The following is an 18707-nucleotide window of genomic DNA, read 5'->3' on the forward strand; positions in this document are numbered from 1 at the left end:
CCAAGATTGGTCGTCAGATGGCCGTGTGCAACGGGCTTCGCCTACACTGCACTCCTTTCATTTTTTCTACCCGAAGGAGGCCAGCGTGGCCGCAACCAGTCTGTTTGTCCTGATCGACGATATCGCTTCCATCCTCGACGATGTTGCACTGATGACCAAGGTCGCCGCCAAGAAAACCGCCGGTGTACTCGGTGACGACCTGGCTCTCAACGCCCAGCAGGTCTCCGGGGTCCGGGCGGAACGCGAACTGCCGGTAGTCTGGGCGGTCGCCAAGGGATCCTTGCGCAACAAGCTGATCCTGGTGCCGACCGCGCTGGCTGTCAGTGCACTGGCACCTTGGGCGATCACGCCGCTGCTGATGCTGGGTGGCGCTTACCTGTGCTTCGAGGGCGTCGAAAAGCTGGCCCACAAATGGCTGCATGACGATGCTGACGAGGCCGCCGAACACGCGCGCGTGATTGCCGCACTGGCGACGCCCGACAGCGATCTGGTCGCGCTGGAAAAAAGCAAGATCCAGGGCGCGATCCGTACCGACTTCATCCTGTCGGCCGAAATCATCGTCATCACGCTGGGCACCGTGGCCGGCGCGCCGTTCCTGTCGCAGCTGACCGTACTGGCTGGCATTGCCGTCATCATGACGATCGGTGTCTATGGCCTCGTCGCCGGCATCGTCAAGCTCGATGATGGCGGTCTGCTGCTCACCCGCAAGAGCGGTTCCGGACTGCTGGTGCGCGCCCAGCGCCATGCCGGTCGCATGATCTTGCTGGCTGCGCCGGTGATGATGAAAGCGCTGTCGGTGATCGGCACCATCGCGATGTTTCTGGTCGGCGGCGGCATTCTGACGCACGGCATGCCGGGCGCGCACCACGTCATCGAACAACTGCTGGCGGCGGTGGCCAGCGTGCCGCTGCTTGGACCGGTGTCGTCGTTGATTGGTGCGACGTTACTCGATGGAGTGGCCGGTATTCTCGCCGGTGTCGTGGTTCTGGCGTTGGTGACGCTGGGCAAGCGCGTCGTTGGCAAGCATTCCAGTCATTAAAAAATACAACCAACAATAGCCCTGGACTGATGCTCTCAATCAACGATAATCTCCCTCGCAGCGTGCTGGGTATTGAGCACAGCAACTGCAAGGCAGGATTTCGGGAGAGTGCACATGTTTAAAAACCTTAGCATCAAGTCGCGACTGATCTTCGTCATCGCCTTTCTGTGCGTGCAGCTGGTCGTTGGCGCGCTGATCGGCATCATCAGCCTCGGGTATTCGAACGAAGTCGCCCGCACCATTTATGAGGACAGGATCGTGGCGATGGGGCAGCTCGACCAGATAGCGCGGTTGCAGTTAGAGAACCAGTTGCTGCTGACTCGAGCCGTTGCCAGTGAGGCGGTGGCGGCCATCAAACTCGTTGATGCAGTCGAGGGGAACATTCAGGCCATCACCCGCCAGTGGGCTGCTTACATGGCCACTTACTCGACGCCGCATGAAAAAGAACTGGCCGCCGAGTTCGCCAGCCACCGCAAGCAGTTTGTCGAGGAAGGATTACGGCCGGCGATCGCCGCCTTGCGTTCGCAGAATCTCGAGCAGGCCCGCACTGTTGTGGGTGGCGTGATGCTCAATCTGTCGCCGCCGGTCCAGACAAGCCTTGATCTGCTGCTCCAGTTGCAGCTTGATGTCGCCAAGAGCGAATACGAGCAGTCGATGGAGACTTACCATCTGGTACGCAGCAGCTGCATCGCCGGCGTGCTGTTCGGCCTGCTGCTGGCGCTGCTGATCGGACTGTGGCTCATACGCGCGATTACGCGGCCATTGAACGCGGCAGTACAGATTGCCGATGGCATCGCTTCCGGCAACCTGATGCAACGCATCGACGTGCAATCGGGCGATGAAACCGGCCGTCTGACGCAAGCGCTGAAGAGCATGAACGAGAGTCTGGTCGGGATTGTCGGTCAGGTTCGTAAGGGCACCGACACGATCGCGTCGGCATCAAGTCAGATCGCCAGCGGCAACATGGACCTGTCGTCGCGTACCGAAGAGCAAGCCAGCTCGCTCGAACAGACTGCCGCGTCGATGGAACAACTGACCGCTACCGTCAAGCAGAATGCCGACCATGCGCGTCAGGCCAACGATCTGGCGCAATCGGCGGCCGATGTCGCCGGCAAGGGCGGTTCCGTCGTGGCGCAAGTGGTCGATACGATGGGGTCGATCAATGCGTCGTCGCAAAAGATTTCCGACATCATCGGCGTCATTGATGGCATCGCTTTCCAGACCAATATTCTGGCGCTCAATGCCGCTGTCGAAGCGGCCCGTGCGGGTGAACAGGGACGGGGTTTTGCGGTGGTCGCTTCGGAAGTGCGCAGCCTGGCGCAGCGCAGCGCGGCTGCCGCTCGCGAAATCAAGGTATTGATCGGCAATTCGGTCGAGCAAGTTGAAGTCGGTGCACGTCTGGTCGACCAGGCCGGGGCCACGATGGGCGAGATTGTCGACAGCGTGCAGCGCGTGACCACGATCATGCGTGAGATCACGCTGGCCAGCAACGAACAGACCACCGGCATTGAACAGATCAACCAGGCCATCACGCAGATGGACGAAGTCACGCAGCAAAATGCGGCGCTGGTCGAGCAGGCTGCAGCGGCGGCAGAAGCATTGCAGGACCAGGCGGCGCATCTGGCGCAAGTGGTCAGCGTCTTCAAGCTCGATGGTGCGGTAGCGATGCCAGCGGCCTCACCGATTCGACCGGCACTGGCGGTCAAGCCTCGCCCAGTCAAGCGGGTCGCCTTGCCGAAGCCGTTACGCGCAACGCCCGCAGCCAGTCGGCCGGCGGCACACGATGAGTGGGAGGAGTTTTAAGCGTTGGTAACAGACGGGCTGCGGGAGGGTATCGTCCCCCCAAGCCCAAGCGGTGTCGCTGCCTGATCTGCTAACGTCGCACATGGTCAAGCCGATGCGCCGCGCTTTCACGGCTTCGCCCTATCCGCCAGCACTATCTCCATCAAGTCTGATCTGCGTCATGGCAGTCGTCATAGTGCTCGCCGCTCCGGAACTTCATTTCTGCACTTCCCTCTATTCTGCGCGCAGTCGTGCGCGCGCGTTCCCGCTGCTCATTCGTGCGCAGTGGTGAATGGCAACTCAATCCGGGGTCCCACTTTCTTGATCAGGAGTCTTCATGACCAAATATCTTTTTTCACTTGCTTGTTTGCTGGCACTCACCGCCTGCGAGTCGATGTCACCACCCACTGGCGAGCCCATGCCACCCTCGGCGGGAACGGCTCCGGCAGCGATGGATAACCAGGTCTCCACGCCACCGATACCAACGGAATCCATTGCGCCTGCTGGCGCGATGATGCCACCCGATGCGGGCGCGGCCGGGCAGGTGATCGCGCCGAAATAATCAGCGCAGGGAGCCGCCACGGCGGCTTTCCAGATCCAGCAGGAACTGCTTGCGTTCCAGTCCGCCGGCATAGCCCGATAGGGCACCATCCTGTCCGAGTACGCGGTGACATGGCACCACGATGGATACCGGATTGCGCCCGATCGCCGTGGCCGTTGCACGGACTGCCGCTGGCCGACCGACTCGTCTGGCCTGCAAGCCATAGCTTGACGTAGTGCCGTAACCAATCTGTGCCAGCGTTCGCCAAACGTCGAGCTGGAAGACGGTACCGGTCAGGTCCAGCGGCACATCAAAGACAGCGCGCGATCCGGCAAAATACTCATCAAGTTGGCGTGCGGCCATGCGCAAGTGGAGATGGTCAGGATCATGCTGCCAGCCGTCGGTACCGCCGAAATACCGGTGCTGCGCGAAATACAGACCGCACAACCCGCGCTCGGTGGCGGCCAGCGTCAGCTCGCCGAGGGGACTCGGATGGCGCAGATACGAGGTGTCGGGCAGGGACATCAATTTCTCCTCTCAGGGATCAGTGAGTCAATCATCGACACGCACGCTTTGGTACCGCCGCAGCGGCCATCGCGTACGATCAATGCGCAATAGTAATGATCATGGAGCAGCGCCGTGGTGTCGTTGAAGTCGGGTGTCATGAGACCGTTATACGCGTAGCCGACGTGCCCTGTCTGGCCGTTTTCGGTCATGGCAGCAGCGCGGACAGACAGCGGGCAGATGTTACGATGCGTTCATGAAAATTTTCTTCCTATTTGGCGTAGCGATGGGGCTCGCCAGCACCGTGGTTCACGCGCAATCGGCTTTGCCCGAGGCCCTGACCGGGGACGTCGGCGCGGCCGTGTATGCAACCGCTGCCACCGTCCGCGGTGCCAGCCACCGTTTGTCATTCCTGCCCTACGTCTATGCCGATTACCAGCGCGTCTTTGCCCGTACCGATACCTTCGGCGTCAAAACCGTCGCGCTGGGCAGCGGCTATCTGGAACTGGTCGGCCGCGTCAGTCAGGAGGGCTACAAGGCGGACAGTCCGGCTTTGCGCGGGTTGCATGACCGCAGCACGCCGGTGCCGTTGGGCATCGGCACTTATCAGGAAACCCCGTACGGCGCTTTCTTCGTCTATGCCATGCATGATGTGACGTCGGGCGGTTCGCTGCTTGAGGCAACCTATGCGGCGGAACTGGCGTTCTCCGGCTGGAAAATCTATCCGCAGATCGGCATCGAGCGGCGCAGTGCGGCCTACGTGCAGCATTTGTATGGGGTGGATGCGGATGAGTCGGCGCGCAGCGGCGTGGCACGCTACCGTGCTACCGCCTCGACGGTGCCGGTGGCCGGACTGGCGGCGGAATTGGCGCTCGGTGGCCCGTGGCACTTGCTGGTGCAGGCCCGCCGATCGTGGCTCGATGCGGCGATCCGCGACAGTCCGCTGGTGGCATCACGCACGCAGAACAGCGGCTTTGTCGCGGTGACTTACGCGTTCAAATAAACGGGATCGCGATCAGCGCGGCATTGCTGCCGCCAAACGCAAACGAATTCGACATAACAGCACGTAGCGACTGCTGCGTGCGCCCTTGCAGGGCGACATAATCGAGATCACAGGCCGGGTCCGGCAGCGCCAGGAATGCCGTCGGTGGTACCGCCTGCTGACGCAGCGCCTGCACGGTCAATACGAATTCGAGCGCGCCGGCCGCACCGAGCGTATGTCCGTGTACGGCCTTGGTCGAACTCACCATCAGCGCCGACGCATGGTCACCGAACACCTCGCGGATCGAGTGGGTTTCGGCCAGATCACCGGCCAGCGTACCGGCACCGTGGGCATTGATGTAGTCGATCTGCCCGGGTGCCAGTCCGGCTTCGCGCAAGGCCATGCGCATCGCACGTGCCTGCCCGGCCGGGTCCGGCTTGGTCATGTGGGTGGCATCGTTGCTGGCACCGTATCCGGTCAGTTCGGCCAGAATAGTGGCACCGCGCCGTTGCGCCGAATCGAGCGATTCCAGCATTACCGCCGCGCCTGCCTCACCAAGCACCAGGCCGCTACGGTCCAGCGAAAAAGGTTTGCAAGTGCGTTCCGGATGCGTCGCATCGGTGACGCCGAGCACGCGCAAGCCTTCCCAGGCACGCCATACGCCGACCGTCAGCAACGCTTCCGAGCCGCCCGCCAGTACCCGCTCGGCATAGCCGTGTCGAATATGGCGGAAGGCCTCGCCGATCGCTTGTGCAGAGGACACGCAGGCGCTGCTGTAGGTATTGACGGTGCCGCCAAAACCGGCACGCAAGGCGATGTGCGCGGCGGAGGCACTGTTCATGCTGGCCACGATCGACATGGGCCGCACCCGAGTCTTGTGGTCGATGAAGAGGTCGATGTAGGCGTTGTCGATGGTTTGCGCACCACCCATGCCGGTGCCCCAGAATACGCCGCTGGCTTGCTGCGCGGCCGCATCGTGGTCCAGTCCGGCCTGCTGCAGCGCTTCGCTGGCAGCACACCACGCCAGGACGGCAACCCGATCAAACAAGGGCATGTCCGCCTTACGGATCAGGTCCGGCAAGGCAAAACCAATTTGCGCCGCGCACCCCTCGATACGATGCGATCCTGCATGGAGCGTGACCGGTCCTACTGCGGAACGTGCTGCGAAGGCTGCGCTGAAGTTTGCGTCGGCACCTGTACCTAGTGCCGAAATAGCGCCGATGCCGGTGATGACGACGCGTTGCATCACCGGTTCAGGAAGTGGATTTCAGGTGGATGTAGCGGTCGATGTTATCGACGATATCCTGGACAACGACCAGACTCGGCCGTTCGTCGCCCAGCGTGATGTCGAACTTGTCTTCAAGATCGAAGATCAGTTCAGCTACTGTCAGGGAATCGACACCCAGCGTGGCCAGTTCGGTTTCGGGCAAGATGGTGGCGGCGTCGACTTCGAGTTGCGCTGCCAGCATGGCGACCACGGTGGAAAAGGATGAAGCTGGATGGGAACTGTCAGGCGTACTCATGATGATCTCTAAGCAGGGTCGGAATGGCCGCAGGGACAAGACGGACTGATTGGTCGAAGAAGGCGACCGTCTCAGCCGCCACGCGCTCTTTTTCATTGTCCAGCGTAATGATGTGATAGCTGTCGTGCAGGATGATTTTTTTGATGACGGTGGAGGCGATGCTGCGTTCGACCAGGTCAGCACTTTTCGGCGTGGCCACGTCGTCTTCTGCGGCGTGGATGATCAGCGTTGGGCAGCGCACTTTATCGAGAGATTTCCTGACTTGTCCAATGAGCCGGTCGGCCTGAAAAATTCCCTCGGCCGACAGGCGTGATGCACCTGCCGCCGACGAGGTCTTGACCGCCATTTCACGTGCAATCCATTTTTGCAGCTTCGGATTTTTGATGCCGAACGGGAAGCGCTCCTTGTACGAATACAAATACCGGACCGGCGTGTAGTACGCCAGTGGCAACAGGAAACGGTAAAACGGAATGCTCCAGCCGTCATAGGCCAGTGTCGTGGCCAGTACCGACAGCGCGGCGACTTCGTCCGGACGTTCGCTGGCCAGGCGCAACGCCAGCACCGCACCGATGCACAGACCAACTACCGAGACGGATGCATGATTGCGTTTGAGCAGGTCAAAACGGTGCTGCACTTCATCGAACCAGTGTTCGCAGCGGGTGGTGCGATACGACGTATCCTGGCCACTGGCATAGCCGTAACCGGGAATCAGCGGGATATGGACTGTGTAGCCAGCGCGTTGCAGACGCTTGCCGACAGGCAGCATTTCCAGTGGATTGCCCAGTAAACCGTGCAGGGCCAGCACGGCGTGGTCGCCGCCTGGTAACTCGATGGTGCGCATTTGGATGATTGTGATTTTCGGATAAGCCGATATACGGAATCGCATATTCTGGTCGGGGGAGTATAGCTCGTTTTGTCAATCAGGTTTTTGCACTTTTTGATATAGCGGCTGGACAAGCATAATCTCGTCATCAACGCTGACGCTGAAGTCACACCACACCACACCACACCACAGCGCTCGAGCCGGGTACCGCATGTGTACCCGGTCAGACGCGGCGACTGACGATATCATGGCCTGAGCGCGTCTCTCAACGACATCAGGCCATGCCGGACGGTTACTGGATCCAGAGTCGGATCGAATCCCACGCGCGGCCGAAGATGCCCGCTTCGGTGACGCTTTCCAGCGCCACGATAGGGAATTCGGCGATCGACTTGCCATCGACCATCATCTTCATCATGCCGACCTTGCCATGCAGCGCAATCGGCGCGACCAGTGGGTCCATGCGTTCGAGTACGGGTTTCATTTTTGCTGCAACACCTCTTGGGACCGTCACATAGATATCGCGCGTGAAGCCAATCTTGATCGTCTTGCCGGAACCCTTCCAGATTTGCGGAGTTTCGACCGGCTGGTCCTTGCCATACAGCTTGACCGTATCGAAGTTCTGGAAGCCCCAGTTGAGCAGCTTCTGGCTTTCCTGCGTGCGCGACTGATCCGACGTGGTTCCCAGCACAACCGAGATCAGGCGCCGCTCGCTACCGCCATTGGGCCGTTTGGCCGAGGCGATCATGCAATAGCCGGCTGCTTCGGTGTGACCGGTTTTCATGCCATCGACGGTGGGGTCCAGCCACAGCAAACGGTTGCGGTTGGGTTGCGTGATCTTGTTGTAAGTGAAGCTTTTGACGGAGTCGATTTTGTAGAACTCGGGAAAGTCGGTGATCACGAACGCAGCCAGGCGTGCCAGGTCTTGCGCCGTCGAATAATTACTCTGACTCGGCAAGCCGTGTGGATTACCGAACTGGGTATCGGTCAGGCCCATGCGTTTGGCTTCGCGATTCATCAGCACCACGAAGGCTTCTTCGGAGCCGGCGACGGCTTCGGCCAGCGCGACGGCAGCGTCATTGCCGGACTGGACCATCAGGCCATGCAGCAAGTCATCAATCGAGACCGGTGTGGCCGGATCAATGAACATCTTCGAGCTGCTCGGATCGACTTTCCAGGCGCGTACCGAAACATTGACCATCTGATCGAGCGCCAGACGTTTTTCTGTGATCGCCTTGAACGAGACATAGGCCGTCATGATTTTGGTCAGCGACGCGGGTTCGATGCGCATGGCCGGATCTTGCGAGGCCAGCACCTGGCCACTGGTGGTATCGAGCAATATCCAGGATTTGGCCGCCACGACGGGGGCCGGCATCGTTTGTGCGGAAGCCGGTTGCAGGAAGGCGGAAGACAAGGTGATGACGGTGGCGGCAACGGCCGCGATAAAGGTTTTCATGAAGGTCAATGTAAAGCGCCGGGCCGGCTAGGCCGCAGCGTGGTGGAGTAAAAGGCGAGAAGCCGGACAAGAATCGATCAGGAATTATAACGTCCGGCTCAGGCGCGCCACGATTCGACCACGGCATTCTTGATATGTTGCAATTTGCGGTGAAAAAAATGATCGGCACCAGGAACCACCCGCACCACGATGTCTTGCGGGCGCAGCCAATCCATGACCGCCGTCAGCGCAATGGTGTCATCGAGTTCGCCGTGGATCAGAATGGTATTGGCCGGAACCGGTGGCATTGCCCATTTGCCCGCTGCCGCACCGACCAGAATCAAGCGCTCGGCCGGCACGCCTTGCGTGATGAGCCGCTGCTGCAATTGCGCCTGGACGAACGTGCCAAACGAAAATCCGGCCAGTGCCACCGGCAGGTCCGGCATTTGCTGGCGCATATGGGCCAGCAATACGGCCATGTCATCAGTCTCGCCACGGCCTTCGTCGTGATCGCCGGCTGAACCGCCGACTCCGCGAAAATTCATGCGAGCTGCGGCGTAACCGATGCTGACAAAGGCTCGCGCCAGCGTCTGCGCGACCTTGTTGTCCATCGTGCCGCCGTACAGCGGATGCGGATGGGCAACCAGTGCGATGCCGCGCGGTGCCGCATCGGCCGGGTCGGGCAGGTCAAGCGCACATTCCAGTGCGCCGGCCGCGCCGGTAATAAAAAATTCCTGGGTATGGGCATTCATGGCAGCGCTCCGGATCAGATTTTCAGGCGCTCGACGATTTGCCCGCCGATCAGGTGGGTATCGATGATGTCGTCGATGTCCTGGTTATCGACATAGGTGTACCACGTACCTTGCGGATAGATCACCAGCACCGGACCTTCTTCGCAGCGGTCCAGGCAACCGGCCTGGTTGATGCGGATCTTGCCCGCGCCATTCAGGTCGAGCGCTTTCAGGCGGCTTTTGGCATGTTTTTGTGCTGCCAGCGCACCGCTCGCGCCGCAACACGGCCGGCCATCCTCGCGCTGGTTCATGCAAATGAAAACGTGCTGCTCGAAGTAAGGTTTGGTGTCCATGAAAGCTCGCGGAAAAAAGAACGGTGATAAGGGTGGCTGCATCATACTTTAGCCTTGTTGCGATGCACCGGATGAAGCAGGAACCACAGCGCAAAGAACGGCCAGAGCAGCGACAAGAATTGCGCCGCGCCGTTAAAGCTGAGGAACTTGCCTTGCACCCAGCTTTGCAGCGTCACGACGAAATACGGATTGGGAGGGATCAAATTGACGGCCAGCAGGCTGATCAGCAGCATCAGCACTGCTGCTCGCCGTTGCGCCAGGCGCGACGAAAATTGCAGACTGCCCAGCATCAGCACGCTCAGCAGCAGTCCGCCACGCGCTCCTGGCGTGAGCCAGACAAACGCATTTTCCGGCCCGAACAGCAGGGCACTGGCCATGGACTTGGCGGCCAGTGCCAGCACGATGGTGAGCAGCATGAGCGTCCACAGCGGCGCTTGCTTGCGCAGCAGACACAGAAGCGTCAGCACCGCGCCGGTCATGCCGAAGGCGGTGATGATGGTTTCGCTGAGCCAGAATTCTTCGGCGCTGAGCCGCAAGCCGGGCCACAGCACACTAAACAGATCGATCGGCCGGCCAGCCAGGTCCGACAGCGCCTCCGACAACAGCGGTGTCAGCTGGCCCTGACCAAACAGATAGCCTTGCGGATAAATTTGCGCCAGCGGCCAGGCGCAGACGACCAGCAAACCGCGACTGGCTTCATGCGAAAACCAGCGCTGGCGCACCTGCAGCAAGCGGCTCTGCTGCAGAAAAAAGCTACTGGTGGCAAGTCCGATCACGCCACCGGCAACGGCACCGGCGACATTGGTCAGCAAGTCGAGGTTAGACGGCACGCGCGTTGGCAAAAAAGTCTGGACCGCCTCCATCGTGCCTGACCACAGCACGGCCGCCACCAGTACCAGCAGCAGCGCCAGCACACCGCGCAGCAGCGGATACAACGCAAACACCAGCAGCATGCCGAACGGTGCGTAGGCAATCACATTGGTGACGACGTCGAACACGGTCCAGTAATGCGGCAGCGGCGAAGTGAGAAAACCGAGTGGCGGCAAGCCAGTGCTTTGCCATCCGGTGAACGGATACCAGCTGGCGTAGATGATCAGTAGCGCATAGCCAAGCAAGGCCAGCCGTGCAAATGCCGAGCCGGTTTCAACAGGCGTGTCGGGAATCGCTGCCGTCATTCTTTTTTAAGTGGCAGCGTGGCCAGCCAGCCGAGTACATCGGTGATCAGTCCATCGCTGGCCGCAGCCAGCGCTTGTGCTCCGCCGGCAGCATCAGCGCTGGTGGCAGGACGCTGCTGCGTGAAGCTTTTTTGCGCCACCAGCAGGCGGCCACGGTACACCGCGACGCGTACCGTGACTTGCCCGGTGCTCTCGGTCGGTGTGGCGAATATCTGCGCAAAATCGTCGAGCTCAAGGCGCAGCAGCGGCACGTTGAGCGCGCCATCCGAGTCGGTCAGCACGGTACTGTCGGCTTGTCCGAGGCGCGCCTTGAGTCGCTGCTCGATCAATTGTGCCGGCGTCATGGTCCAGCGGCTGTTGGCAAATTGCTGTGGTTGCTGGCTGTTGGCATAGGCCAGCCGGTAGACCATGCGCGGGTTGTCGAGGAACGGCGACGACTTGGCGGTAGCAACGCTCAGCGCGGGCAGCGTACTGGCAACACGGCCGGCTGCCGGCAGCGGGCCAAGATCGAACAGCGTCTTTGGTGCCGAGGGGGTGGCGCATCCGGCGAGCAGCAGGCTCGCGACGAGTAACAGTCGTTTCATGGTGATCCCGTAAAAGTGAAAAACAGCCTCATCGGGCGGGTACGACAAAACCGGTCTCGCCCGGACCCGGCGCGTCCGGTGCCGCACCGAACAGGATACTTTGCGGGCGGCTGTTAAAGGTGTCCAGTGTGCGGTTGACGGCGCGCAGTGTCGAGCTGGCATCGCCACCAAGCGGCACGATTTCCCGCTCGATCCGGCTCGATGCCGAGCCAAGCTGGTCGGCTGCCAGCGTGAGCCGGTCGAGCGTGCCGTCCGGCGCTTGCAGGCTTGTCGACATGCCGGCGAGGTTGTTGGTCAGCTTGCCGGTATCGACGGCCAGGGTCTGAATCGACGCCAGTGTCTGGCTGGCCTGTGTGGTCAGCGCCGGCAGGCCTGACAAGGTGGGTGCGAGTTGGGCAGGAATCGATTCGATCGCGATCGCAGCCTTGCTGATATCGCTGAACGCACCCAGCATCACGGCCTGGTTGGCCGGCGTCAGCAGGGTATTGAGCCGTTGCGTCAGCTCTTCGGTCTGTTTGAGAATCACCATACCGCGCGACTGCAGATTGTCGAACAGGCTGGGGCGGATCTCGATGCGGGCCAGTTTTGCCTTCGAGCTGGTCAGCCTGGTTGGATCGCTGCCATCGTCATCAAGCTGCACGAACGCAATACCGGTGACGCCCTGGTAGCCCAGTACGCCGTAGGTCGAGCGCGTCATCGGCGTATCCGGTCGCACGCTGATATGGACCAGAATCTGGCCGGGCACGTTCGGGTCGAAGATGATTTCATCGACTTTGCCGACATCGAGTCCGCGATAGCGTACGTCGGCTTGCGAATTGAGGCCGGGGACCGACAGTTTGGTCGCCATTTCAAAGGGCACCCGCTCGACGCGGTCGCGGTTGAACCACATCGCCAGCAAGATACCGGCCACCAGCAGCACCAGCGTGAAGAGTCCGGCCATCAGGGCATGCGATTTATTTTCCATAGCGTTCTTTTATCCTTGCTTCTTGTCCAGCACCTGGAGTGCGCGACGTCCGCGCTCACCCAGGAAAAATTGTTCAATGAACGGATGCGGCAGCGCGATCACTTCCTGCGCCGACCCGTAAGCAATCAGATGCTTGTCGGCCAGCACCGCGATCCGCGTCGCCAGTGCCAGCAGCGTATCGAGGTCATGCGTGACCATCACCACGGTCAACTGCATGGCTTCGCGCAATGACGCAATCAGTGCCACAAAGCTGTCCGACAGGCTGGGGTCCAGCCCGGCCGTCGGCTCGTCGAGAAACAGCAACTCCGGCTCCAGCGCCAGCGCACGTGCCAGCGCGACCCGCTTGACCATGCCGCCCGAGAGGTCCGATGGCATCTTTAGTGCATCGGCCGGGGTCAGTCCGACCATGTGCAGTTTCAGCAGAACCGCATCGTGAATCAGGTCTTCCGGCAGCGTGCGCAATTCGCGCATCGGCTGCGCCACATTATCGAAGGTGCTCAGCGCAGAAAACAGCGCGCCGTGCTGGAACAGCATGCCCCAGCGATGACGCAACCGCTGCAATTGCGCGTTGTCGGCTTGTTGCAGATCGATGCCAAACACCTTCACTGTCCCGGCGCTCGGGGAGTCGAGTCCCAGCATTTGTCGCAGCAGCGTCGTTTTGCCGGAGCCGGAACCACCGACCAGCGCAATGAGCTCGCCCTGCTCGACTTGCAGGTTGAGCTGATCGTGCACCACCGTTTTGCCATAGGCGGTGCGCAGGTTGCTGATGTCGATAACCGGCGTGGCCATCAGAAACCGACCCGGCTAAAGACAATGGCAAACACCGCATCGGCCAGGATTACCACCGTGATTGCGGTCACCACCGAACTGGTGGTGCCGGCACCAAGGCTCTCGGTATTGGCCCTGATCCGGAAACCGAAGTGACAGGCTACCAGTGCGATCAGGCCACCGAACACGACGCCTTTGCCGATACCGATCCAGTAATTGGCCAGCGGTACCGCGTCCGGTAATTTGTGGATGAGATAGCGTGGCGACAAGCCCAATTCCAGATTGGCCGCCACCATACCACCCAGTAGCGCCATCGCATCGGTCCAGATCACCAGTAGCGGCATGGCGACAGCCAGCGCCAGCACCTTCGGCATGATCAGCCGGAAGCCATGCGGCAAGCCCATCACTTGCATCGCATCGAGTTCTTCATTGACCCGCATCACGCCCAGTTGTGCGGTGATCGACGAGCCGGAACGACCGGCCACCAGAATGGCGGCCAGCAGCGGACCGAGTTCGCGGATGATGCTCATGCCAAGAATATTAACCAGGTAAATATCGCCACCGAATGCGTGTAATTGCTGCGCTGACAAATAGGACAGCACTACCCCGATCAGCATTCCCACCAGCGCAGTAATGCCTAGCGCCTGATAACCGACGTGATACACGTTGGAAGAAATTTCCTTCCACGGACCATGCAGCGGGGCCCGCGCCAGCCGGCGCAGATCGAACATGAACTGGCCGATCAGTCCGACAAACCCAAGCAGATGTTCGCTCAGCGCCTGGGTCCGTGCACCAAGTCGAACGAGTTGCCGCCAGCGTGTTTTTTGCCGCTCCGGGAGTGTGAGCACGCCAGCCTGTTCGAGTCGCTGGAAAAACTCGTCGTGCCCATCGGCCAGCACCAGTCCCGACGGACGGGCCTTGCCCCACGCATTCCAGAGCCATTGCGCACCGATGTGATCGAGGCCGGCAATGCCGGTCAAGTCCCAGCCCGCAGGGTTGGTACAGGAGCGAAGTGCAGCATCGAGTTGACCGATCACGCCGGCGGCCGCCAGCGCATGGACTTGCCATGAGCCGGAGGCGACGAACTGGGATGGTCGGGCCGGATCGACCCGGAGCGCCGGAAGGGCGGGATTTTGCATGGGCACAGTGTAAGGGAGATCACCGAAAGCGTCACCGCAACCGCTACAATGCTCCCATGAAATTGCTCTCTTCCCCTACCCGCATTGTCGCCGCGCTGCAGACTGTGGTGCCCAATCTGACCATCGAAGCGGTGGCCGAAACCGGCTCGACCAATGCCGACTTGCTGGCACGGCTCGATGGCTTGCGCGGCCCGTTGCTGCTGGTGACCGATCAGCAAAACGCCGGACGCGGGCGGTCCGGACGCACCTGGCATTCCGAGCGCGGCGCGTCGCTGACGTTTTCGCTGGCCTGGCCGGTACGTGTGCCCTTGCAGGCGCTGGTCGGTTTGCCGCTGGCCATCGGTGTGGCGGTAGCCGAGGTGCTGGCCGAACACGGCATCGCCGTGCAGCTGAAATGGCCCAATGACGTGCTGGCCGATGGCAGCAAGCTGGCCGGTATCCTGATCGAAACCGCCGTCGACCGGCAGCCCGGCGCACGCTTGTGGGCCGTCATCGGCATCGGTATCAACCTGACTGCAAACGCCGCGCTGACCGCGCGCATCGGCCAGCCGGTCGCCGCGCTGCCAGATGCCCATGCCATCGACCGCGACACGTTGCTGGCAGCACTGCTGGGCCAACTTTGCCTGACGCTGCAGGAATTCGAGGAGGTCGGTTTTGCGGCATTTGCCGCGCGCTGGAATGCGCTGCATTTACACCGCGGTCAACCGGTGCGCATCATTGACCAGGGCCAGTCCGTCGTCGAGGGCATCGCCATCGGTGTCGATGCGCAAGGCCGGCTATTACTTGACACGCCCGACGGTCGACGGTCCATCGTGGCCGGTGACGTCTCGCTACGCGCCGTGAAAGCCTGATCATGCTGTTGCTTATTGACGCCGGCAACACACGAATCAAATGGGCGCTGGTGGATCCGCAGCAGCCGGCGCAATGGCAGGATTCGGGTGCGGTGCCGCACGCCGGACTGACCGCTCTGGCAGCGACCTGGCAGCACCGCGGCGTGACCGGCGCAGTGGTGGCCAATGTCGCCGGTGCAGCATTGCATGCGCAACTGGCCGCGCTGCTGCAAGACGTGCTCGGCGTGACGCCGCACTGGTTCGTGTCGCGCACCGAATGTGCCGGCCTGCGCAATGGTTATCGCGATCCTGCACAACTCGGATGTGACCGCTTTGCGGCGATGATCGGTGCCCGTGCGCGCTATCCGGCGCAGGCTTTGCTGGTCGTCAGTTGCGGCACGGCCACCACGATTGATGCAGTCAGCGCGGCGGGCGATTTTATTGGTGGAATGATCCTGCCCGGCCTCGACATGATGCGGACAGCGCTGGCCCGCAACACGGCACAATTGCCGCAAGTGGCAGATGCGGCGGCGATACCTTCGCTGTTTGCCGATCAGACCGAGGCTGCCATCCTCAGTGGTTGCCTTGTGGCGCAGACCGGTGCCATCGAACATGCGCTCGCCGCGCACGCCGGGGCACGCTGCATCCTGTCGGGCGGTGCGGCTTCCCGTATTGCCGCGGCGCTATCGGTGCCGGCGGTATTGATCGATCACCTGGTTCTGCATGGTTTGCAGGCCGCCCACGGCGTTACCTCCTCATGCTGAAATCCTTGTTGTGGTTCTTGCTCCTGGCTAATGCAGGCTTGTTTGCGTTGCAGCGTGGTTACCTCGATCCGTTCTTGCCGGATCAGCACGATCCGCAGCGCCTGCAACAGCAGCTGGCACCGGAGCGCATGCGTCTGCTGTCGCTTGAAGCGGTCACAGCGCCGGTGGTCATCGCCGAGCCCGCCGTGGCACCGGAGACGCTGGCCTGCGTCGAGCTGGGTGAATTCAGTGAGGCCGAGGCGAGTCGCTTTGAAGCCGGCTTCGTTGCGCTGGCATTGGGTGGGTCGCCGACACGTCGCCGTCTTGCCGACGAAGCCAGCAGCCATCTCGTATTTATTCCGTCGCAAGGCGACAAGGTAGGTGCCGAACGCAAGTCGGCCGAACTCAGGCGTCTGGGCGTGGCGGATTTTTATGTACTGCAAGCTCCCGGCAAGCGGCAATTCGGCATTTCACTGGGCGTGTTCCGAACCAGGGCGGCGGCCGACGTGCATTTGTCAGAACTGGAGGCACGGGGTGTGCGTAGCGCCCGCGTTGGAGCCTTCGGCAGCGCTGATCCGAAAATCGCCATCCAGTTGCATGCGCTTGATCAGTCCAGTGTCAACGCCGCCGTGCAGCTGGCGACGACCTTGGCAAAAGTCAAGCAGCGCGAGTGTGCGGCGCAATGACACACCACGCAGACAAAACGTATCAGGACGGAATGGGTGACGGTAGCTGATCCGGTAGCTGGTCCAGTAACTGGCGCAGACAGGCAGGACAAAAGCAGCGGGTTACGTCACTGCCGGGTGGCGACACCGGTAAGTTCGGCAGCAACATACGCCAGCACGGTCCCGCCGTAGCCGGGTCGACCATGCCGCATCTGAATTCGGTATCGCAGCGCGGGCAAGTGCTCATTCCGCGTCACGCGTCGGCGGAGGTGTAGTCGGGGCATCGTCAGCAATCTCGAATTTGCGCATTGCATGGCGCAAGAAACGCATTTGGCTATTAAACGTTGTACAGGCATCGCAGACTGCCAGATGCAGACGCACCCGGATTTTTTCGATAACCGATAAGTTGCGATCCTGCCCTTCCGAAACCAGGCGATGGACTTCACTACAGGTGGGTTTGAGTTGCATGGCGATTCCTTATCGGGCTTGACTGGCCGGCAGGTTGCCGAACCAGTTCAGTTCCAGGCATGCCCGCAGCCGAACGCGTGCGCGGTACAACATCACCCATGCATTAGACGTGGAAATCGCCAGCTCCTGACAAATTTCATCGGTTTCCAGTTCCAGCCATTCACGCATCAGGAAAATACGTGCCGTGTTGGATGGCAGTTTTTCGAGGCAGATTTCCATGACCCGGAAAAAATCCTTCTGTTCCAGTGCCGCGTCGGGATTGCCCCACGGATGTGGTTTGTCGATGGTGTGACCGTTGGCGGCAAACAGCGCATCAATCACGTCGTCTTCGCTCTGGTCATCGGCCACGAGGAATTGCCGGGTGCGCCCTGCCGCGCGCAGCGTATCAATGATTTTGAATTTCATGATGCCGGTAACATAAGTGCGTAACGAGGACTGGCCGGCAAACCGGTCGGGCTTTTCCAGCACGGCAATCAGTGCCTCTTGCACCACATCGTCAGCCAGCGTGCTATCACGCAGTTGCAAGAGGGCGAATCGCAGCAGCGCGGGTCGCAATGATTCAAGCTCCTTATGTAGTGTTGTGGTGTGCATGCTGGTGCCTTGTTGTGATGCCGGGGTTGGCTGTTGCGGTCTGAGCGAAAGGCTAACTGAACACCTCATGAAAAACAAGAAATTGCCTGCAAGCCCGGAAACGTTTCGCTGTAAAATCTGCGCAATTCATTTTTGGAATTGCCATGTCCGACATCATTCCCGACCTGTTCTCAGTCTCACCGCAGATCAAGGCTGAAATACTGGCCGAAGCCCTGCCTTACATCCGCAAGTTCCATGGCAAGACCATCGTCGTCAAATACGGTGGTAATGCCATGACCGAAGAGCGTCTCAAACATGGCTTTGCACGCGACGTGATTTTGCTCAAGCTGGTCGGCATGAATCCGGTCGTGGTCCATGGTGGTGGTCCGCAGATCGACAATGCCCTCAAGAAGATCGGCAAGCAGGGCACCTTTATCCAGGGCATGCGCATCACTGACGAAGAGACCATGGAAGTCGTCGAATGGGTGCTGGGTGGTGAAGTCCAGCAAGACATCGTGATGCTGATCAATCATTACGGCGGCCAGGCAGTTGGCCTGACCGGCAAGGATGGTGGTTTGATCCGCGCCCGCAAGATGAAAATGCCGGACCGCGACAATCCAGGCCAATTTCTCGACCTGGGTTTCGTTGGCGAGATCGACGCCATCAACCCGGCAGTGGTCAAGGCGTTGCAGGATGATGCATTTATCCCGATCATTTCGCCGATCGGTTTTGGCGAAGATGGCCAAGCCTACAATATCAATGCTGACCTTGTTGCCGGCAAGATCGCCGAAATCCTGAAAGCCGAAAAGCTGATCATGATGACCAACATCCCCGGCGTGATGGACAAGAGCGGCAACCTCGTCACCGATCTGTCGGCCCGCGAGATCGATGAAATGTTCGCCGATGGCACCATCTCCGGCGGCATGCTGCCGAAGATCTCGTCGGCGCTTGACGCTGCCAAGTCCGGTGTCAACACGGTCCACATCATCGATGGCCGCATCGAACATTCGCTGCTGCTCGAAGTGCTGACCGAGCAGGCGTTCGGGACCATGATCCGATCGCATTAAGGACGTCGCGTGGGTACGACCTTT

General features: G+C 60.7%; 23 protein-coding genes. 8 read left to right on the forward strand and 15 right to left on the reverse strand.

Annotated features, from left to right (window positions below; translation table 11 throughout):
* Nucleotides 1-85: 85 nt before the first annotated feature.
* From QN370_RS05425 to QN370_RS05435, 3 genes are all read left to right on the forward strand, one after another.
* Nucleotides 86-1039 carry a DUF808 domain-containing protein gene (locus QN370_RS05425; protein ID WP_322129298.1) on the forward strand — a complete coding sequence of 318 codons (954 nt, stop codon included), beginning with the start codon at nucleotides 86-88 and terminating at the stop codon, nucleotides 1037-1039.
* A gap of 114 nt (nucleotides 1040-1153) precedes the next feature.
* Nucleotides 1154-2842, forward strand: a complete 1689-nt coding sequence (locus QN370_RS05430) for a methyl-accepting chemotaxis protein (RefSeq protein ID WP_322129299.1) — start codon at nucleotides 1154-1156, stop codon at nucleotides 2840-2842.
* Nucleotides 2843-3158: 316 nt separating this feature from the next.
* Nucleotides 3159-3383 (forward strand): hypothetical protein, encoded by a 225-nt coding sequence (locus tag QN370_RS05435; RefSeq protein ID WP_322129300.1) that lies wholly within the window; start codon nucleotides 3159-3161, stop codon nucleotides 3381-3383.
* On the opposite strand, the gene QN370_RS05440 is transcribed toward QN370_RS05435, so the two are convergent.
* Nucleotides 3384-3887 carry a methylated-DNA--[protein]-cysteine S-methyltransferase gene (locus QN370_RS05440; protein WP_322129301.1) on the reverse strand — a complete coding sequence of 168 codons (504 nt, stop codon included), beginning with the start codon at nucleotides 3885-3887 and terminating at the stop codon, nucleotides 3384-3386.
* A gap of 235 nt (nucleotides 3888-4122) precedes the next feature.
* On the opposite strand from QN370_RS05440, the gene QN370_RS05445 reads away from it, so the two are divergent.
* The gene (locus QN370_RS05445; RefSeq protein WP_322129302.1) at nucleotides 4123-4869 is read left to right on the forward strand and encodes a MipA/OmpV family protein; all 747 of its coding nucleotides are present in this window, start codon (nucleotides 4123-4125) and stop codon (nucleotides 4867-4869) included.
* Here the strand turns inward: QN370_RS05445 and QN370_RS05450 are convergent.
* From QN370_RS05450 to QN370_RS05500, 11 genes are all read right to left on the reverse strand, one after another.
* Complete coding sequence (locus tag QN370_RS05450) at nucleotides 4862-6094, reverse strand: beta-ketoacyl-[acyl-carrier-protein] synthase family protein (RefSeq protein ID WP_322129303.1); 1233 nt, start codon at nucleotides 6092-6094, stop codon at nucleotides 4862-4864. The genes QN370_RS05445 and QN370_RS05450 overlap by 8 nt on opposite strands.
* A 7-nt stretch (nucleotides 6095-6101) precedes the next feature.
* Nucleotides 6102-6371: a phosphopantetheine-binding protein gene (locus QN370_RS05455; protein WP_322129304.1), complete on the reverse strand. Its 270-nt coding sequence runs from the start codon at nucleotides 6369-6371 to the stop codon at nucleotides 6102-6104.
* Nucleotides 6358-7257, reverse strand: a complete 900-nt coding sequence (locus QN370_RS05460) for an alpha/beta hydrolase (RefSeq protein WP_322129305.1) — start codon at nucleotides 7255-7257, stop codon at nucleotides 6358-6360. Before QN370_RS05460 ends, QN370_RS05455 begins: the two co-directional genes overlap by 14 nt.
* A gap of 229 nt (nucleotides 7258-7486) precedes the next feature.
* On the reverse strand, nucleotides 7487-8647 hold the full coding sequence (locus QN370_RS05465; RefSeq protein ID WP_322129306.1) for a D-alanyl-D-alanine carboxypeptidase family protein: 1161 nt from the start codon (nucleotides 8645-8647) through the stop codon (nucleotides 7487-7489).
* A gap of 98 nt (nucleotides 8648-8745) precedes the next feature.
* A complete protein-coding gene (locus tag QN370_RS05470; RefSeq protein ID WP_322129307.1) occupies nucleotides 8746-9378 on the reverse strand; it encodes an alpha/beta hydrolase in 633 nt (210 codons plus the stop codon).
* Nucleotides 9379-9392: 14 nt separating this feature from the next.
* Nucleotides 9393-9710 carry a (2Fe-2S) ferredoxin domain-containing protein gene (locus QN370_RS05475; protein ID WP_322129308.1) on the reverse strand — a complete coding sequence of 106 codons (318 nt, stop codon included), beginning with the start codon at nucleotides 9708-9710 and terminating at the stop codon, nucleotides 9393-9395.
* A 41-nt stretch (nucleotides 9711-9751) separates the two neighbouring features.
* On the reverse strand, nucleotides 9752-10885 hold the full coding sequence (locus tag QN370_RS05480; protein WP_322129309.1) for a VanZ family protein: 1134 nt from the start codon (nucleotides 10883-10885) through the stop codon (nucleotides 9752-9754).
* The gene (locus QN370_RS05485) at nucleotides 10882-11469 is read right to left on the reverse strand and encodes an ABC-type transport auxiliary lipoprotein family protein (protein ID WP_322129310.1); all 588 of its coding nucleotides are present in this window, start codon (nucleotides 11467-11469) and stop codon (nucleotides 10882-10884) included. The genes QN370_RS05480 and QN370_RS05485 overlap by 4 nt, the downstream gene beginning before the upstream one ends.
* Before the next feature lie 28 nt (nucleotides 11470-11497).
* Entirely contained in the window at nucleotides 11498-12433 is a 936-nt protein-coding gene (locus QN370_RS05490) for an MlaD family protein (RefSeq protein ID WP_322129311.1), read from the reverse strand.
* Between the two features lie 9 nt (nucleotides 12434-12442).
* On the reverse strand, nucleotides 12443-13222 hold the full coding sequence (locus QN370_RS05495) for an ABC transporter ATP-binding protein (RefSeq protein WP_322129312.1): 780 nt from the start codon (nucleotides 13220-13222) through the stop codon (nucleotides 12443-12445).
* The gene (locus QN370_RS05500) at nucleotides 13222-14340 is read right to left on the reverse strand and encodes an ABC transporter permease (RefSeq protein ID WP_322129313.1); all 1119 of its coding nucleotides are present in this window, start codon (nucleotides 14338-14340) and stop codon (nucleotides 13222-13224) included. The genes QN370_RS05495 and QN370_RS05500 overlap by 1 nt, the downstream gene beginning before the upstream one ends.
* Nucleotides 14341-14396: 56 nt before the next feature.
* On the opposite strand from QN370_RS05500, the gene QN370_RS05505 reads away from it, so the two are divergent.
* From QN370_RS05505 to QN370_RS05515, 3 genes are read left to right on the forward strand one after another with little or no spacing between them, the layout of a single operon-like run.
* Nucleotides 14397-15191 (forward strand): biotin--[acetyl-CoA-carboxylase] ligase, encoded by a 795-nt coding sequence (locus QN370_RS05505; RefSeq protein ID WP_322129314.1) that lies wholly within the window; start codon nucleotides 14397-14399, stop codon nucleotides 15189-15191.
* A gap of 2 nt (nucleotides 15192-15193) precedes the next feature.
* Entirely contained in the window at nucleotides 15194-15934 is a 741-nt protein-coding gene (locus tag QN370_RS05510; protein WP_322129315.1) for a type III pantothenate kinase, read from the forward strand.
* The gene (locus QN370_RS05515) at nucleotides 15928-16599 is read left to right on the forward strand and encodes an SPOR domain-containing protein (protein ID WP_322129316.1); all 672 of its coding nucleotides are present in this window, start codon (nucleotides 15928-15930) and stop codon (nucleotides 16597-16599) included. Before QN370_RS05510 ends, QN370_RS05515 begins: the two co-directional genes overlap by 7 nt.
* Before the next feature lie 22 nt (nucleotides 16600-16621).
* Here the strand turns inward: QN370_RS05515 and QN370_RS05520 are convergent, their stop codons facing one another.
* Genes QN370_RS05520 through QN370_RS05530 form a run of 3 tightly spaced genes read right to left on the reverse strand, consistent with a single transcriptional unit; the run spans nucleotide 16622 to nucleotide 17637 of the window.
* The gene (locus QN370_RS05520; RefSeq protein ID WP_322129317.1) at nucleotides 16622-16825 is read right to left on the reverse strand and encodes a cysteine-rich CWC family protein; all 204 of its coding nucleotides are present in this window, start codon (nucleotides 16823-16825) and stop codon (nucleotides 16622-16624) included.
* The gene (locus QN370_RS05525; protein WP_322129318.1) at nucleotides 16822-17046 is read right to left on the reverse strand and encodes a zf-HC2 domain-containing protein; all 225 of its coding nucleotides are present in this window, start codon (nucleotides 17044-17046) and stop codon (nucleotides 16822-16824) included. The genes QN370_RS05520 and QN370_RS05525 overlap by 4 nt, the downstream gene beginning before the upstream one ends.
* Nucleotides 17047-17055: 9 nt before the next feature.
* Nucleotides 17056-17637, reverse strand: a complete 582-nt coding sequence (locus tag QN370_RS05530; protein ID WP_322129319.1) for a sigma-70 family RNA polymerase sigma factor — start codon at nucleotides 17635-17637, stop codon at nucleotides 17056-17058.
* A gap of 143 nt (nucleotides 17638-17780) precedes the next feature.
* Between QN370_RS05530 and argB the strand changes: the two genes are divergently transcribed.
* Nucleotides 17781-18683, forward strand: a complete 903-nt coding sequence (argB, locus tag QN370_RS05535; protein WP_322129320.1) for an acetylglutamate kinase — start codon at nucleotides 17781-17783, stop codon at nucleotides 18681-18683.
* Nucleotides 18684-18707 lie beyond the last annotated feature (24 nt).

Origin of the sequence: Actimicrobium sp. CCI2.3, from assembly GCF_035019065.1 — a bacterium.
Classification (GTDB): domain Bacteria; phylum Pseudomonadota; class Gammaproteobacteria; order Burkholderiales; family Burkholderiaceae_D; genus Actimicrobium.

Excerpts from the sequence above, each read along its gene's own strand:
- QN370_RS05430 (WP_322129299.1), top strand. The coding sequence starts at position 1,154 with ATGTTTAAAAACCTTAGCATCAAGTCGCGACTGATCTTCGTCATCGCC.
- QN370_RS05435 (WP_322129300.1), top strand. The coding sequence starts at position 3,159 with ATGACCAAATATCTTTTTTCACTTGCTTGTTTGCTGGCACTCACCGCC.
- QN370_RS05440 (WP_322129301.1), bottom strand. The coding sequence starts at position 3,887 with ATGTCCCTGCCCGACACCTCGTATCTGCGCCATCCGAGTCCCCTCGGC.
- QN370_RS05445 (WP_322129302.1), top strand. The coding sequence starts at position 4,123 with ATGAAAATTTTCTTCCTATTTGGCGTAGCGATGGGGCTCGCCAGCACC.
- QN370_RS05450 (WP_322129303.1), bottom strand. The coding sequence starts at position 6,094 with ATGCAACGCGTCGTCATCACCGGCATCGGCGCTATTTCGGCACTAGGT.
- QN370_RS05455 (WP_322129304.1), bottom strand. The coding sequence starts at position 6,371 with ATGAGTACGCCTGACAGTTCCCATCCAGCTTCATCCTTTTCCACCGTG.
- QN370_RS05460 (WP_322129305.1), bottom strand. The coding sequence starts at position 7,257 with ATGCGATTCCGTATATCGGCTTATCCGAAAATCACAATCATCCAAATG.
- QN370_RS05465 (WP_322129306.1), bottom strand. The coding sequence starts at position 8,647 with ATGAAAACCTTTATCGCGGCCGTTGCCGCCACCGTCATCACCTTGTCT.
- QN370_RS05470 (WP_322129307.1), bottom strand. The coding sequence starts at position 9,378 with ATGAATGCCCATACCCAGGAATTTTTTATTACCGGCGCGGCCGGCGCA.
- QN370_RS05475 (WP_322129308.1), bottom strand. The coding sequence starts at position 9,710 with ATGGACACCAAACCTTACTTCGAGCAGCACGTTTTCATTTGCATGAAC.
- QN370_RS05480 (WP_322129309.1), bottom strand. The coding sequence starts at position 10,885 with ATGACGGCAGCGATTCCCGACACGCCTGTTGAAACCGGCTCGGCATTT.
- QN370_RS05485 (WP_322129310.1), bottom strand. The coding sequence starts at position 11,469 with ATGAAACGACTGTTACTCGTCGCGAGCCTGCTGCTCGCCGGATGCGCC.
- QN370_RS05490 (WP_322129311.1), bottom strand. The coding sequence starts at position 12,433 with ATGGAAAATAAATCGCATGCCCTGATGGCCGGACTCTTCACGCTGGTG.
- QN370_RS05495 (WP_322129312.1), bottom strand. The coding sequence starts at position 13,222 with ATGGCCACGCCGGTTATCGACATCAGCAACCTGCGCACCGCCTATGGC.
- QN370_RS05500 (WP_322129313.1), bottom strand. The coding sequence starts at position 14,340 with ATGCAAAATCCCGCCCTTCCGGCGCTCCGGGTCGATCCGGCCCGACCA.
- QN370_RS05505 (WP_322129314.1), top strand. The coding sequence starts at position 14,397 with ATGAAATTGCTCTCTTCCCCTACCCGCATTGTCGCCGCGCTGCAGACT.
- QN370_RS05510 (WP_322129315.1), top strand. The coding sequence starts at position 15,194 with ATGCTGTTGCTTATTGACGCCGGCAACACACGAATCAAATGGGCGCTG.
- QN370_RS05515 (WP_322129316.1), top strand. The coding sequence starts at position 15,928 with ATGCTGAAATCCTTGTTGTGGTTCTTGCTCCTGGCTAATGCAGGCTTG.
- QN370_RS05520 (WP_322129317.1), bottom strand. The coding sequence starts at position 16,825 with ATGAGCACTTGCCCGCGCTGCGATACCGAATTCAGATGCGGCATGGTC.
- QN370_RS05525 (WP_322129318.1), bottom strand. The coding sequence starts at position 17,046 with ATGCAACTCAAACCCACCTGTAGTGAAGTCCATCGCCTGGTTTCGGAA.
- QN370_RS05530 (WP_322129319.1), bottom strand. The coding sequence starts at position 17,637 with ATGCACACCACAACACTACATAAGGAGCTTGAATCATTGCGACCCGCG.
- argB (WP_322129320.1), top strand. The coding sequence starts at position 17,781 with ATGTCCGACATCATTCCCGACCTGTTCTCAGTCTCACCGCAGATCAAG.